The 14,255-nt window shown below is 62.1% G+C and carries 12 protein-coding genes; 8 read left to right on the top strand and 4 right to left on the bottom strand.

Annotation, left to right across the window (positions count from 1 at the left end):
• Positions 1–14 precede the first annotated feature (14 nt).
• Both PQR40_RS15545 and PQR40_RS15540 read right to left on the bottom strand, forming a co-directional pair.
• Positions 15–1,346, bottom strand: coding sequence for an NAD(P)/FAD-dependent oxidoreductase (locus tag PQR40_RS15545; protein WP_408230529.1), 1,332 nt, complete (start codon positions 1,344–1,346; stop codon positions 15–17).
• Positions 1,347–1,411: 65 nt separating this feature from the next.
• A complete protein-coding gene (locus PQR40_RS15540) occupies positions 1,412–1,570 on the bottom strand; it encodes a hypothetical protein (protein ID WP_408230532.1) in 159 nt (52 codons plus the stop codon).
• A 372-nt stretch (positions 1,571–1,942) separates the two neighbouring features.
• Here PQR40_RS15540 and PQR40_RS15535 point away from each other — a divergent pair, with 372 nt between their 5' ends.
• The 6 genes from PQR40_RS15535 (at position 1,943) to PQR40_RS15510 (ending at position 10,667) form a co-directional block, all read left to right on the top strand.
• A complete protein-coding gene (locus PQR40_RS15535; protein ID WP_408230535.1) occupies positions 1,943–3,679 on the top strand; it encodes an ABC transporter ATP-binding protein in 1,737 nt (578 codons plus the stop codon).
• Complete coding sequence (locus PQR40_RS15530; protein ID WP_408230538.1) at positions 3,676–4,653, top strand: ABC transporter permease; 978 nt, start codon at positions 3,676–3,678, stop codon at positions 4,651–4,653. Before PQR40_RS15535 ends, PQR40_RS15530 begins: the two co-directional genes overlap by 4 nt.
• Positions 4,650–5,486, top strand: a complete 837-nt coding sequence (locus tag PQR40_RS15525) for an ABC transporter permease (protein WP_408509321.1) — start codon at positions 4,650–4,652, stop codon at positions 5,484–5,486. Before PQR40_RS15530 ends, PQR40_RS15525 begins: the two co-directional genes overlap by 4 nt.
• A 34-nt stretch (positions 5,487–5,520) precedes the next feature.
• The gene (locus PQR40_RS15520) at positions 5,521–7,059 is read left to right on the top strand and encodes an ABC transporter substrate-binding protein (RefSeq protein ID WP_408230544.1); all 1,539 of its coding nucleotides are present in this window, start codon (positions 5,521–5,523) and stop codon (positions 7,057–7,059) included.
• Positions 7,060–7,270: 211 nt separating this feature from the next.
• Positions 7,271–8,410: a porin gene (locus PQR40_RS15515; RefSeq protein ID WP_408389397.1), complete on the top strand. Its 1,140-nt coding sequence runs from the start codon at positions 7,271–7,273 to the stop codon at positions 8,408–8,410.
• Positions 8,411–9,107: 697 nt separating this feature from the next.
• Positions 9,108–10,667 (top strand): methyl-accepting chemotaxis protein, encoded by a 1,560-nt coding sequence (locus PQR40_RS15510; RefSeq protein ID WP_408230550.1) that lies wholly within the window; start codon positions 9,108–9,110, stop codon positions 10,665–10,667.
• A gap of 113 nt (positions 10,668–10,780) precedes the next feature.
• Here PQR40_RS15510 and PQR40_RS15505 read toward each other — a convergent pair whose 3' ends face one another.
• Together PQR40_RS15505 and PQR40_RS15500 are read right to left on the bottom strand one after the other, a co-directional pair.
• Positions 10,781–11,554 carry an SDR family oxidoreductase gene (locus tag PQR40_RS15505; RefSeq protein WP_408509363.1) on the bottom strand — a complete coding sequence of 258 codons (774 nt, stop codon included), beginning with the start codon at positions 11,552–11,554 and terminating at the stop codon, positions 10,781–10,783.
• A 201-nt stretch (positions 11,555–11,755) separates the two neighbouring features.
• Complete coding sequence (locus tag PQR40_RS15500) at positions 11,756–12,598, bottom strand: EamA family transporter (protein WP_408509320.1); 843 nt, start codon at positions 12,596–12,598, stop codon at positions 11,756–11,758.
• A gap of 99 nt (positions 12,599–12,697) precedes the next feature.
• On the opposite strand from PQR40_RS15500, the gene gcvA reads away from it, so the two are divergent.
• Both gcvA and PQR40_RS15490 read left to right on the top strand, forming a co-directional pair.
• Positions 12,698–13,612, top strand: coding sequence for a transcriptional regulator GcvA (gene gcvA, locus PQR40_RS15495; RefSeq protein WP_408230559.1), 915 nt, complete (start codon positions 12,698–12,700; stop codon positions 13,610–13,612).
• A 272-nt stretch (positions 13,613–13,884) separates the two neighbouring features.
• A complete protein-coding gene (locus tag PQR40_RS15490; protein WP_408338078.1) occupies positions 13,885–14,244 on the top strand; it encodes a hypothetical protein in 360 nt (119 codons plus the stop codon).
• Positions 14,245–14,255: the final 11 nt, after the last annotated feature.

Genomic DNA, 14,255 nt, shown 5'->3' with positions numbered 1-14,255 from the left:
TCCTGTGTCAGAAGTTAGGCCGCCTGCAGCGAGGCAGCCGGAAAGCGGTTGAACCGTTCGAAGCGGAACGGTGCGGGGTCGACCGTCGGCGTTTCGTTCATCACCATCTGCGCCATCATCTGGCCGGCGCCGGGAGCAAGGCCGAAGCCGTGGCCGGAAAAACCGGTTGCGATGAAGAAGCCGGGCAGGGTCGAGAGTGGGCCGATGATCGGCACCGCGTCGGGCGTCACGTCGATCAACCCGCCCCAGGTTTGCAGCACGCGGGCGCCGGCGAACGCCGGGAACGCCTGGGCGAGATGTGCGAGGCCGGCGCGGATGGTCGATTCGGAGGGTGCCGGGTCGAGAATGCGCATCTGCTCGAACGGCGAGATCGCATCGAGCGACCATTGCCGCTGCATCCGCCATTCGTCGATGAAGCGCTTGCCGATGCGCAGGCGTACCTCGCGGTGATCATGACGAAACCGCGTCCAGAAATCGGAGAACAACCGGAAGCTGTCCGGCACGATCGGCACGAGCGTCGTGTTGCGCATCGCCACGGTGAAACCGCCGTCGAGCCGCTGGCGGAACGCAAAGTGATCGCCGCCGACCGGCATGCTCGTTAAGCCTTCGATCGGCGCAATGCGCGCGGCGCTGCCGAGCACCTTGAGCTGCGGCAAGGGCACGCCGAACGAGCCCGCGAAGAGGCGTGACCACGCGCCGCCGGCCAGCACGACCGACGAACAGCGGATCTCGCCGTGCTCGGTGACGACGCCGCTCACGCGTCCCGCCTCGCGCTCGATGCCGCGCACCGCGCAACGGGTGGCAATGTGCGCACCTGCCGCCTGTGCCGCTCGCGCGATCGCGGGCGCGGCCATCAGCGGCTCGGCGCGGCCGTCGGAAGCGGTATACATCCCCCCGATGAAATCGCCGGAAACACCGGGTACGTAATGAGGAAGTTCAGCTCTCCCGAGCATCTTCGTGTCCACGTCGAAGCGCTTCGCGGAGCCGATCCACTCGCGATACTCGTTCATTTCCGTTTCGGTGCGGCACAGGTAGGTGATGCCGGTTTCCCGGAAGCCCGTGTCGATGCCGAAGCGCGGTTGCAATTCCCGCCACAGACGCAGGCTTTCGACCGACAGCGGGATCTCCGCCGCGTCGCGGCCCATCTGGCGAACCCAGCCCCAGTTGCGCGACGACTGCTCCGCCCCGATCAGGCCTTTCTCGCACAGTACGACGCGAACCTTGCGCTGCGCAAGGTACAGCGCGGTGCTGACGCCGATGATGCCGCCGCCGATGATGACAACGTCCGCGTCGCGTGGCAACGCCGTCGTGTTCGTCGCGATGGGGTCCGGAATGATCCTGCTCATGTTGCTCCTGTTGGGTTGGCGATGTCGGGCATCCAGGGATTACAGCGTGTCTTCCAGCCGGCAGTTCACCAGCAGTTCGGCCACGGCAGCGTTGTTCGGCAATACGACCAGCGCGCGCCGAGGCTCAACGAACCGCCGTGATCCAGAAATTCCTTCGCAACGGCAAGCCCGGTGCCCCGGGTCGCACCGGAGATCAGGACGACGCGGCTAGGTCGGTCGTTCATGTTCGCTCACCAACGTGATTGATTGTGGGAGTAATGATAATTTTTGGTGGAAGAATTTGATCGATTATTTATGCTGGGGTTTTCCCTGGTATTTTGGGTGGAGCATCGAAAATTTACGGATAAATCCCGATAGAACAGCGGCAGAAACATTTTTGAAACTTAAATTCACCGTGATAGTGTCTGCTTCATCGAGATTGATTGTGATCAGTTTTCTGTCAAGTATGACGCAAAGTGATCACAATGCTTCATCGATGAGAGGTGGCGGATCGCGCTCTGTCCTTGGCGATCCGCTTTCTCGAGGCCCCCTGGCGTGGCCTGTGCCGCGCCAGGCAATGCGACTCCGATTCGTTGAACGGCTACCGGGGATATCCCATGCTGGAAGTCGAAAACCTATGTATTGCGTTCGAGACGAAGCAGGGCTTGCGACCGACAGTGAAGAACATGTCGCTCTCGGTGCGGCCGGGCGAGATCGTCGGGCTCGTCGGAGAAAGCGGCAGTGGCAAGACGCTGATGTCGCTCGGTATCATGGGCTTGCTGCCGCCGAACGCGAAAGTGACCGACGGCGCGATCAGGATCGGTGGCACCGATCTGCTTGCGCTCGACGCGGAGTCGCTGCGCAAGATGCGGGGCAGTTGCATATCGATGGTGTTTCAGGACCCGCTGTCGTCGCTCGACCCGGTATTCCCCTGCGGGGACCAGATCGTCGATGCGATCCGTCTGCATGAAGACGTGAGCCGCGCTGAAGCGTACCGGCGCGGCGTCGAACTGCTGCGCAAGGAACGCATCGCGGATCCCGTGCGCTGCATGAAGTCATACCCACACGAGCTTTCCGGCGGGCAGTGCCAGCGCGTGATGATCGCGATGGCGGTGGCGTGCCGGCCGCAGATCATCATCGCGGACGAGCCGACGACAGCGCTCGACGTCACCGTGCAGAAACAGGTGCTCGAGATCCTGCGCGACCTGAACCGCGAGGTCGGCGCCGCGATTCTGCTGATCACGCACGATCTCGGCGTGATCTACGAGGTGGCCGATCGCGTTGTTGTGATGTATCGCGGCGTCAAGATGGAAGAGGCGACCACGGCCGAACTGTTCGCGGCGCCAAAGAGCGACTACACGCGCGCGCTGATTGCCGCGATGCCGTCGCTCGGCGATCGCCGCGACCGGCTGCCGACGGTGGAGACGGCGTTTGATGCCGTGGACGGCGAAGAAACCGGTTCGATGGCTGTGCACCCGGACGCCCGCCCGCTGCCGCATGCGGTGCCGGCCGAACCGGCGCCGCCGCGCAGGGCCGACACGCGCTCACCGTTGCTGTCCGTTCGGCATCTGTGCAAGACCTACGTGATGCGCGACGGCATGTTTTCGCCCAGCCGCGCGTTCCGTGCGGTCGACGATGTCAGTTTCGACATTCCGTTCCGTACGACGATGGGCCTCGTCGGCGAATCCGGCTGCGGGAAGTCGACGCTGTCGCGATTGATCATGCGGCTGATCGCATCCGACTCCGGCAGCATCGTTTTCAACGGACAGGATCTGGCCGGACTCTGCGGCCCGGCGCTGCGCCAGGCGCGCCGCGATATGGCGATGGTGTTCCAGGACCCCTATGGTTCCCTGAATCCGCGGCAAACCGTCGAGGAACTGATCGCGGAGCCGCTCGTCGTCAATGGCCGTGGATCGGAACGCGCGCGGGTCGTCGCACGCATGATCGATTGCGTGGGCCTGCCACGCAGCGCGCTCGGGCGGTATCCGCACGAGTTCTCCGGCGGTCAGCGCCAGCGGATTGCGATTGCCCGCGCACTGGCGCTGCATCCGGCGCTCGTTATCTGCGACGAGGCCGTGTCGGCGCTGGACGTTTCCGTGCAGGCCCAAGTGCTGAATCTGCTGAAAGACTTGCAGCGCGAGTTCGACCTGACCTACCTGTTCATCTCGCACGACCTGTCCGTCGTCGAACACGTCAGCGACACGATCGCCGTAATGCAGGGCGGCCGGATCGTCGAAACCGGATCGGCCGACGCGATCTTCGCCGCGCCCGCGCACGACTATACGAAGATGCTGCTCGGCGCGGTGCCGCGCGCGGTTCGGCCGGCTCCCTTCACGCAGGCATTCCAGTCATGAAAGGCAGGCTCACTTCGTTCGCCATGCTGGCCGCGCGCAAGCTGTTCACCGCGCTCGTTCAGCTCTACATCATCGCGACACTGGTGTTCTCGCTCATGTACGTCATGCCAGGCGATCCGGTGCGGCTGCTACTCGGCACCAACAGCGATCCGTCGCCGGAGGCGATCGCCGCGATGCGCAGCAAGCTCGGCCTCGATCAACCGGTGCTGACGCAGTATGTGCACTGGCTGCGCGACATGCTGCACTTCGAATTCGGCCACTCGGTGTTCGACGGCTATCCGATCATCGACTATATCCGCAGCAGCCTGCCGAACACGCTCGAACTCGCGCTTGCCGCGATCCTCATCGCGATCGTCATCGGCGTGCCGCTTGGCATCGTCTCGGCGCTGCGGCGCGGCACACCGATCGACGCGGTCTCGACGTCGGTTTCGACCGTGGGCATGTCGGTACCGGTGTACATCCTCGGCGCGCTTTTCGTCGTGCTGTTCAGCCTGCATCTGCACTGGCTGCCGTCGAGCGGGTACATGGATATCGCCCGCAATCCGCTCGAGCACTTCCGCCGCCTCGTCCTGCCTGCATTCACGCTCGGCTTCGGATTGTCCGCGTCGATTTCGCGCATGACGCGCTCGTCGATGCTCGACATTCTGAGCCGCGATTTCGTCCGTACGCTGCGCGCGAAGGGCACGCCCGAACGCCGCATCGTGTGGCGGCACGTGCTGCGCAACGCGGCGATTCCAATCGTGACGATCGTCGGCCTGCAGCTCGGCAATCTGATGGGCGGCACGGTGCTGGTCGAGGCGATGTTCAACTGGCCGGGGCTGAGCACGCTGCTCGTCGATGCCGTCTCGAAGCGCAACTATCCGCTGGTGCAGGGTGGCGTCCTGACCATTGCCGCGCTGTACATCCTGATCAACCTTGGCGTGGATCTCGTGAATGGCTTGCTCGATCCGCGCATTCGACGCAAACGGACATGAGCAAACGCACCCTGCTGCAACTGTGCCGCCGCCCGGCGACCTGCGCGAGTCTCGTCGTTGTCGCGCTCGTTGTGCTCGTCGCGATCTTTGGACGTGTGCTGGCGCCCTGCGACCCCTATTTGATCGATCAGAGCGCCGTGAATCAGGGATCGTCGGCGCTGCATTGGCTCGGCACCGATGAGCTCGGGCGTGACCTGCTGAGCCGCCTGCTTGTCGGGATCCGGCCAACGGTGCTCGTGTCGCTCGGCGCCACGCTGTTCGCTGCATTTTTCGGCACCGCGCTGGGCGTGACAGGCGGGTATGGTCCGGCGCCGCTGGCGTTTTTCGTGATGCGCGGCGTCGACATTCTGCTGTGCTTTCCGCCGATCCTGCTTGCGCTGCTCGCGGTGGGCTTCTGGCCGAGCGGCATCGGCAGCCTCGCGATCGTGATCGGAATTGTCTACGTGCCGCATTTCGCACGCGTCTCGCAGTCGGCGGTGGTGCGCGTCGTGCAACAGGAGTACGTGCAGGCCGAGCTCGCGATGGGTGCGACGTGGCCGCGCGTCGTGGGCGTCACCGTGCTGCCGAACGTGCTCTCGCCGCTCGTCGTGCAGGCCACGCTGACGGTCGCCGAAGCCATCCTGCTGGAATCCGGCCTGAGTTTTCTCGGGCTTGGCATCGTGCCGCCCGAACCGTCGTGGGGGCAGATGATCGGCGCCGCGCAGGATTACCTCTCGCAGCACCCGATGTACCTCTTCTGGCCGTCGCTCTGCCTCGCGCTTACCGTGCTGTCGATCAATCTCGTTGGCGATGGTCTGCGCGATCTGCTGGACCCGCGGCTCAGCAAGTCATGAACGTCCCTAAACCCGCTACCAGGATGAACGTGCAATGAAAAGACTTCTATACGTCACGCTGATGGTTTTATCGTTAGGGTTGTGCGGCACCGGCGCGGCGCACGCCGCGGGCAACACGCTTTACTTCGGTTTATCCGGCGAGCCGAGCACGATGGACCCGTTCATCATGACCGGCACCACCTTCCGTACTGTGAAGCTGGCGATTTTTCGCGGGCTCGTCAACTACGGGGTCGACGGGAAGCTGTCGCCTGAGTTGGCCCAGAGCTACGAACTGAGCCCGGACGGCAGGACGCTGACGTTCCATCTGCGCGACGCGAAGTTCCAGGACGGGTCGACTGTCACGGCCGCCGACGTAAAAGCCACCTTCGACCACATCATGGCGCCCAACAGCACGGCGTCGTTTCGCAACCAGTTTGTGATCGTCGACCATATCGACGTTATCGATCCGAGGACGATACGGTTTGTGCTGAAGCAGCCTTCGGTGTCGTTCATCCATTACCTCGCGCTGCCTGAGGCGGTGATCGTGCCGGCCGCGTGGCTCGCGAAGCACAAGGACGACGCGGGCACGGCGACGCCGATCGGCGCGGGGCCGTTCAAATTCGTGCGCTGGACCCGCGGGCGCGAGCTGGTCGTGCAGAAGTTCGACGGCTATTACAAGAAGGGCAAGCCGTATGTGGACGAGATCGTCTACAACTTCTACAGCGACGAGAATACACGCGTGAACGCGATTAAATCGGGCGATGTGGACATCATCGACTACGTGCCGTCGCGCTCGCTCGCAGAACTGCAGAAGGACCCGGACGTTCGGCTCGAACGCACACTCGGACCGTTCATGGGAATCGTTTTCAACATGCATAGCAAGCCGTTCGCGAATGCGGACGTGCGGCGCGCGATCGCGTACACCGTCGATCGCGACGCCATCGTGAAGACCGCGTTCGACGGCGTGGGCACACCGATCTGGGGGCTGGCGATTCCGCAGGGCTATCTTGGCTACGCGGACGCAAAGAAGCACTTCTACAAGGTCGATATCGCGCGGGCGAAGCAGTTGATGGCGAAAGCCGGCTATCCGAACGGATTCGAAGCGCGGCTTGTCGCCACGTCGCAGTACAGCTTCTACTCGAAGATCGCGGTGGTGCTGCAGTCCCAGCTCGCGCAGATCGGCATCAAGCTCAAGCTCGATATGCCCGACTGGACGACGCGCACGAGCAAGGTGGCCGGTGGCGATTACGACCTCGCAATCATTGGCGACGTCGGCGAAGTGACGGATCCCGACTGGCTGAGCAATGTGTACTACGGCGGCAAGGTGCCGGTGCGCCTTTCCAATTCTGCCTACTTCGACGACCCGGAAATCGACCGTCTGCTCGACGAGGGGCGCGCGACGGTTGATCCAGCAAAGCGAGCGACGATCTACCAGCAGTTTGTCGACCGGGCGCTCGACCTGTCGCCGGTTCTCTTTCTCATGTGGCGCGACCAGAGCTATGCGGTTCGCCAGAACGTGACGGGCTTTACCAACATGCCGGCGTTTCTCAGCTTCCAGTCGGGCTATTCCCTGGAAAACACCCGCCTGAAATAGGCATCGGGCGCTTCGCTTCGCGAAAGCGCATTCCGGGGCCAGGCAGGACCTGGTTGGGCCAGCGCATGCCGGTGCCAACCCATACGCGTACGGTGAAAGAAAGGGCGGGGCATATCGCGATTCGATATGCCCAGGGCCCGGGATTTCACTTTGCATGACTAATTAACGGTCGGAAAACTTTCAACGGTCATTTCAGATATAGGGGGAAGCGATGAAGAAGGTCATGGCAGTGGTGGCGTGTGGCGCGATGGCGGGCATGGCGCACGCGCAAAGTTCGGTGACGCTGTACGGTGTGGTTGACGAGGGCTTTCAGTACACGACCAACCAGGGCGGGCAGTCGTCGTATGCGATGTCGCAGGGTGGACTGGGCAGCAGCAAATGGGGGCTGACGGGCACCGAGGATCTGGGCGGTGGGCTGCGTGCGTTCTTCAGGCTGGAGAACGGTTTCAACCCGAGCAACGGCGCGTTGGGCAATAACGGTGCGCTGTTCGGCCGGATGGCGTACGTGGGGCTGGGCAGCAACCGGTACGGCGAGGTGAGGCTGGGCCGCCAGTATGACCTGCTGTTCGAAAGCCTGGTGCCGCTGTCGGCGGCAGGCAAGTTCGCTGGCGGACTGGGCGCACACGCGGGCGACGTGGACAACGTGTGGGGCGACTTCAACCTGAGCAACGCGGTGAAGTATCTGTCGCCGACGTTGTCGGGGTTCAGGCTGGGGGCCGCGTACGCGTTCGGCAACGTGGCGGGGTCGATGGGACGCAACCAGGTGGTGAACTTCTCGCTGACATATGGCAACGGCCCACTGGGTCTGGCGGCGGCGTACCTGAAGGTGAACAACCCGGCGACGGCGGTATGGAATGCGTCCGCATCGCCGGTGGCGGGCGCGGCGTACACCAATCCGCTGACGACGCCGATCTACAGGGGGTATGCGACGGCATCGTCGCTGCAGATCGTGGGCGGCGGTGCGAAGTACCAGTTAGGGGCATCGAACTTCGGGCTGTTGTACACGAACGTGCAGTTTAGCGACGCGGTGCGTACCACAACAACGCCGCTGGGGGGCAACGCGCACTTCGACACGCTGGAAGGGAACTACACGTACAACGTGACGCCGGCACTATTGCTGGGGGCGGCATACAGCTATACGTGGGCGAGCGAAGCGCGCTACGGACAGGTGAATCTTGGATCGACCTATCTGTTATCCAAGCGCACGCTGCTATACGTGAGCGGTGTATGGCAGCACGCAAGCGGGACGAACTCGGTGGGCACACAGGCGATGGCGGCGAACAACAACATTACGCCGTCGGATACACCGAATCAGGTCGTGGTGCGCGTCGGTATCCGGCACAGCTTCTAGCCCATCGGCATGGCGATCTTCTCCACGATCATGGGCGTTTGTTCGACCTTCAGTAGCCGTTGATTGCCCCGGCAGACCTGCCTGTTCTTCGCTGAATCTAGAAACGTAAGTTCGCTGACCCGGCACCGACATGGCGTTTTCGCATGATGCGGTCACGTTCAAGGTCGGGTCTGCAGAACCATTCCATGCTGTGCGATGCGCTAGCCGGCGTATCGCACCTCTGCAGTCATAACCATTCCACGCTTTTTTCAGTACCCCGCGGTACCCGGTGAGCGCGAAGCGGTATTAAGGCCTTTCTATCGCAGCGGTGGCGCGGCCGCGCAGGCAACGGTGGGACACGGTCTTGGCTTAAGCCTCGTCGCGGCAATCGCGCGGGTTCATGACGCGGAGATTACGATCGGCGATAACCAGCCTGGTTGCAAAGTGCTACTGCGATTCAAAACGGCGTAGTAACCCGCCGTATTCGCCGATTGTTGACAATCACGAGCTTCACGCCTCGTTCTCATTAAAAGCCGATCGATAGCCGGGCGCGGCAGCGCATCGTCCGGTTCGGGTGTTTCCCGATTCAGGAAATGCGCCGCCGTGCCGTTAATCAGCGATAACCCTCTGACGGCTCTCGCACTCGTTGCGCCGCCAGAGTGGTTGGATACTGAGCCTGGCGGTTGAGCCGGCGATGGATGGCTAGGGAGAAAACGGCGTGAACCGACTCAGCTTGAATACCAAACTGTGGCTTGCATTATTGATTACGTGGCTTGGCCTGCTGGGTCTCGGCGGGTGGGCCTCCTGGCAGTCGCGCACGACGATGCTGTCGGAGCGCAAGGCGGCAGTGCAAAACGTAGTCGAATCCGCGTACGGCATCGTGGCCGACTACGCGAAGCTCGTCGACCGGCATGAACTGACGCTCGATCAGGCGAAGCAGCAGGCGATGGCGCGACTCTCGGTGATGCGCTATTCCGGCAATGGCTACATGATTATCACGACAGCGACACCGGTCGTCATCATGCATCCGACGCTCGCGGATCTACGCAACAAGGACGTTACGCACTACGCGGATACCGACGGCAAGCTCCTGTTCGTCGAGATGGTCAAGCTCGCGCAATCGCAAGGACAGGGCTTTGTCAACTATATGGCGAGATTGCCCGGCAAAACTGACCACGTGCCGAAAATCAGCTTCGTTAAACGCTTCGACGCGTGGGATTGGTATCTGATTTCAGGCGTCTATGTGAACGATATCAACGAAGCGTTCCGCGCCGATCTGCTGCGTTATCTGATCACCATTCTTGCGATCGGCAGTGTCAGCACGATCGCGCTTGTGCTGATCATCCGCAACGTGAAACGCAGTCTCGGCGGCGAGCCGGCCTATGCTGCGCACGTGGCGGAAACCATCGCGGGCGGTGATCTGTCTCGTCCTGTTGCACTAGATCGCGACGATCAGCAAAGCATGCTGTTCGCGATGCAGCGCATGCAGAGCCGGTTGGCTGAGGCGATGCGGCGCATTCGCGGCGGCACTGAAACGATCACTGTCGCGGCAGAGCAGATCGCAGCGGGCAATCTCGATCTGTCGGCGCGTACTGAGGAGCAGGCTTCGTCGCTGGGCGAAACCGCAGCGAGCATGGAGCAACTCACTGCGACCGTGAAGCAGAACGCCGACAATGCATTGCAGGCGAACCAGATGGCGCGCAGCGCATCGAAACTCGCGGGTGAGGGCGGCGAGGTCGTTCAGCAGGTGGTCGCGAACATGCAAAATATCGCGGCGAGTTCGGCACGCGTCGTCGACATCATTGCGGTGATCGAAAGCATTGCGTTCCAGACCAATATTCTCGCCTTGAACGCAGCCGTCGAAGCGGCACGTGCTGGAGAAGAAGGGCGCGGCTTCGCAGTCGTAGCGGGCGAAGTGCGCAATCTTGCACGCCGCAGCTCGGATGCGGCGAAGGAGATCAAGAGCCTGATCGAGGATTCGGTGGAACGAGTCGACGACGGCAAGGCGCTCGTCGAAAAAGCGGGCGGCACGATGCATTCGCTGGTTGATGCAGTGAAGCGTGTCACCGACATCATCAGCGAAATCTCGGCTGCCTCCGACGAACAAAGCCGTGGCATCGAGCAGGTGAACGTCGCCATTGCGCAAATGGATGAGACGACGCAGCAGAACGCGGCGATGGTCGAAGAAGCCGCTGCCGCCGCGCAATCGATGCAGGAGCAGGCGCAGATGCTACGCGACGTCGTCAACGTGTTCCGGCTGCAAGGCGAGACTGTCTGACGATGTGTTGGATTGCGGCGCGCTTCATGCGTTGAGCGCGTCGCCGAGAGCGTCTGGGCGCAGATGCCTGGCACGATGCGTCGAGGGAAGGGCTCGGCGCCGTACCCTGTTGCTCACTTGCCGCCAGTGACATCGAGGAACGTGCCGGTGATGAAGGACGCCTCGGCGCTTGCCAGCCATAGGATCGCCCGCGCGACCTCTTCAGGTTGACCGCCTCTTCCCATGGGGATCGAGTCTTTGACGCGATCCACCCGTCCCGGCTCTCCGCCGCTAGCATGCATGTCAGTGTAGATGTGCCCAGGGCGAATGCAGTTGACGCGTATCCCATCCCGCGCGACTTCTTTGGCAAAGCCGATAGTGAATGTCTCCAGGGCGCCCTTCGACGCCGCGTAGTCGACATATTCGTTTGGACTGCCGAGCCGGGCCGATGCCGACGAGATGTTGATCACGGCGCCGCCCCGCCCGTTGTGACGATACGACATCCGTTTCACCGCCTGCTGTGCACAGAGGATAGGGCCGATCGAGTTGATCGCGAAAATACGCCGCATCCGCTCGAATTCGAGATCCTCCAGCCGGGACTGCGGTGCAAGTACCGCGGCGTTGTTCACCAGCACATCGATCCGGCCAAACGCCCGGTCGATTGCGGTGAATAATTGAGCGACCTGCTCTGGATCCGCGCTATCCGCGCGCACGGGTAAAGCCCGGCGCCCTACAGCTTCTACGTCAGCCGCCACCGCGAGGGCGGCAGACTCGTTGGAGACGAAGCTTATCGCTACATCGTAACCTTGTGCCGCAGCAAGCCGCGCAGTCGCCGCGCCGACACCACGACTTCCACCTGTTATCAGAATGAGCGGCGCCTGCGGGGCGCGATCTGGAGTCTTTGGCATGTCGATATTCCTCACGAAAATTTAGAATGGGCGAAGAAGGCACTCAAATCCAGGCTGCCGCAAGCTTAAGGATTGCGTGCGATCCGGGGTGCCATTAAAAAAGGGGGATGTACGTTAAGATTTCGCCCTGGTTGATTTCGCTGCGCGCAAGTGTGATCGTGGGCGGGCATGGTGACCGACGGCATGCTGGTTCAGGCAATCTCAAAGCCCCAAACAAACTGCCCCACCCGCAACGATCACGCACGTGAGCCAACGCTTGCCACTGACCGTTTCCCGCAGAAGCATTCGCCCGATCAGCACCGCAAACACCACACTGGTCTCGCGCAACGCCGATACCGCACCCATCGCGCCCGACTGCAGCGCCCAGATCACGATGCCATACGCCGCGATCGACACGAGACCACCGACGAGTGACGAGCCGATTGCCATTGGCGCAGTCCGTGCCGGCGCCCACAGCGCCGCAAGCCCACGCGTCGCGACGAACAGCACCGGCATCAGCCAATAGAACAGGAACATCCACGCGGTGTAGGCGAGCGCCTCGCCGCCGGATAAGCGCACGCCGATGCCGTCGATCACGGTATAGAGCGCGATCGTCGCGCCGGTCGTTAGCGCGGCCAGTGCGCCCGCGCGCGACACACGACGTCCCTCCAGCGCGATCGCGATGATGCCACCCGAAATCATCGCGATCCCCAAAGCGTGCATGGGGCCGATCGCCTCATGCGCGAAGAGCGCCGCGCCGAGCGTGACGAGCAGTGGCGATGAGCCGCGCGCGATCGGATACGCCTGCGCCAGATCGTTGCGGCGGTACGACCGTACAAGCGTCACGTTGTAGACGATATGCACGAGCCCCGATGTGACGATGTACGGCCACGCCGCGCCGGCCGGCAACGGTGTGAACAGAATCACGACCGTAGAGACCGCTGCGATGGCGATGCTCATCCACGTCATGGACAGGAACCGGTCGCGGTTGCCATGCAGCATCGCGTTCCAACTCGCGTGGAGCACGGCGGCAAGGAGGACGAGACCGCCGGTATAACTCAGCATGCGGGTTTCGAAGAAAGGGTGTAGCAAGAAGGATATCTATCTTGTGACGGCCCAACAAACCAGATAAATTGCTGATTCGCGTTAGATAAACTATTTCGAATGAAGCGGATATTGCCTCCACTCAATGCATTGCGTGCCTTCGAGGCTGCTGGCCGGCTAGGCAGCTTCAAGGAAGCCGCCGCGGAATTGCACGTGACTCACGGTGCGGTGAGTCAGCACGTGCGCCTGCTTGAGGACTGGCTGGGCGCACCGTTGTTTGAACGGCACAACCGGCGCGTGGTGCTGACTCCGGCGGCGAAAGCCTACCTGGCGGAAATCGGGCCCTTGTTCGGGCAGCTCGCGCAGGCAACCGCCCGATATGGTTTCCCCGAAACGCTCTCCCGGGCACTGTCCGTGAACGCACCCGCGACCTTTACGTTGCGCTGGCTGGTGCCGAGACTGGCGAAATTCCGTGCCGGGCATCCCGACGTGGACGTCAAGGTGGAGACGTCGAACGAGCCGGTGGAGAGTCTGAAAGAGATCTATGACGTCATTATCCGGGGCGGTCCGGACACGTTCTATGGCTATTCGATGCGACCTTTCCTGTCCGAGGAGAGACTCCCGGTGTGCAGTCCGGCGCTGTTGGAGCGCGTACCGCTTCGGATACCTGAGGATATGCGGCAGCATACGTTGCTGCACACGTCGAGTCTGCCGCGACTCTGGCCGGACTGGCTGGCGAGGGCACAGATTTCTGCACTCCGGCCGGCTGCCACTCTAACCTTCGATCACTTCTATCTGACGCTGCAGGCTGCCATCGACGGCATAGGCATCGCGATGGGACCAACTGCGCTTGTATCAGACGATCTTGCTGCTGGCCGGCTTGTTGCGCCGTTCGCCGGTCCTCGTCTGCCGTCCCGGAGCTATTGCACTTACGTTCCGGACGGGAAATCTGAAGACGATCTGGTCGCGCTGTTCCGCTCGTGGCTCGAGTGCGAGGGCATGTGTTTACCAAGCGGAAAGAGAGACAAGCCCTAAGGCTGCTCATAGAGGGCGACGTCGCATTTACAGTCTTCCGCAGACCACGTCGCATGCGCTCTTTGCAATCCTGCAAACATACAGGTCTGAACCCAGTTGGAAACCGGAAGTACCACGCGAACCGCATGGCCGAAACCGATCCTTCCTACCGTGTGCTACGCTTTACCCAGACACGAACGAGAACTGAATCACCGGTGAATCGGATGGTTGATGCTCAGAGGATCGATTCAGCGGAAGTAATCGAAATGTTCGTCTGAAATCCGGGGGGTGCAATGAAAAGAAGATTCCAGGTGGTACTGGTCGGCGCAACGTTTCTAACGGGATGCGCGACCGCGAAATACGACAGCATGGGACCCGCGCTGTCGCTGATGTCGCAGCAGCAGAAATGCTATCTCGTGGCGCAAACTGCGTCGGCCGCGGCGAAATGGCGCGACGACGGCGTCCCCGTGAGCGAAGCTCATGCGCGCCTCGACGCCGTCATCATGCCAATGCGTGCGCCTGACGATTACAAGCAGCGTCTGCACGAAGGCATCGATACCACCTATCAAAGTCATGTCACGGAGCAACAGCTCTATTCGAGCATGAAAGGCGCATGCCGCGCTGAAAGCGCGAAAGTCCCTGCGGCGAATTGAACGGCTACTGG

The sequence above is a fragment of the Paraburkholderia sediminicola genome, from assembly GCF_046026855.1.
In the GTDB taxonomy this organism is placed as follows: Bacteria; Pseudomonadota; Gammaproteobacteria; order Burkholderiales; family Burkholderiaceae; genus Paraburkholderia; species Paraburkholderia sediminicola_A.
Note: the sequence above shows the minus strand (reverse complement) of the source record. Positions and strands in the feature narration are given on the sequence as shown.

Excerpts from the sequence above, each read along its gene's own strand:
- PQR40_RS15540 (WP_408230532.1), bottom strand. The coding sequence starts at position 1,570 with ATGAACGACCGACCTAGCCGCGTCGTCCTGATCTCCGGTGCGACCCGG.
- PQR40_RS15505 (WP_408509363.1), bottom strand. The coding sequence starts at position 11,554 with ATGCCAAAGACTCCAGATCGCGCCCCGCAGGCGCCGCTCATTCTGATA.
- PQR40_RS15515 (WP_408389397.1), top strand. The coding sequence starts at position 7,271 with ATGAAGAAGGTCATGGCAGTGGTGGCGTGTGGCGCGATGGCGGGCATG.
- PQR40_RS15535 (WP_408230535.1), top strand. The coding sequence starts at position 1,943 with ATGCTGGAAGTCGAAAACCTATGTATTGCGTTCGAGACGAAGCAGGGC.
- PQR40_RS15520 (WP_408230544.1), top strand. The coding sequence starts at position 5,521 with ATGAAAAGACTTCTATACGTCACGCTGATGGTTTTATCGTTAGGGTTG.
- PQR40_RS15490 (WP_408338078.1), top strand. The coding sequence starts at position 13,885 with ATGAAAAGAAGATTCCAGGTGGTACTGGTCGGCGCAACGTTTCTAACG.
- PQR40_RS15525 (WP_408509321.1), top strand. The coding sequence starts at position 4,650 with ATGAGCAAACGCACCCTGCTGCAACTGTGCCGCCGCCCGGCGACCTGC.
- PQR40_RS15500 (WP_408509320.1), bottom strand. The coding sequence starts at position 12,598 with ATGCTGAGTTATACCGGCGGTCTCGTCCTCCTTGCCGCCGTGCTCCAC.
- PQR40_RS15545 (WP_408230529.1), bottom strand. The coding sequence starts at position 1,346 with ATGAGCAGGATCATTCCGGACCCCATCGCGACGAACACGACGGCGTTG.
- PQR40_RS15530 (WP_408230538.1), top strand. The coding sequence starts at position 3,676 with ATGAAAGGCAGGCTCACTTCGTTCGCCATGCTGGCCGCGCGCAAGCTG.
- gcvA (WP_408230559.1), top strand. The coding sequence starts at position 12,698 with ATGAAGCGGATATTGCCTCCACTCAATGCATTGCGTGCCTTCGAGGCT.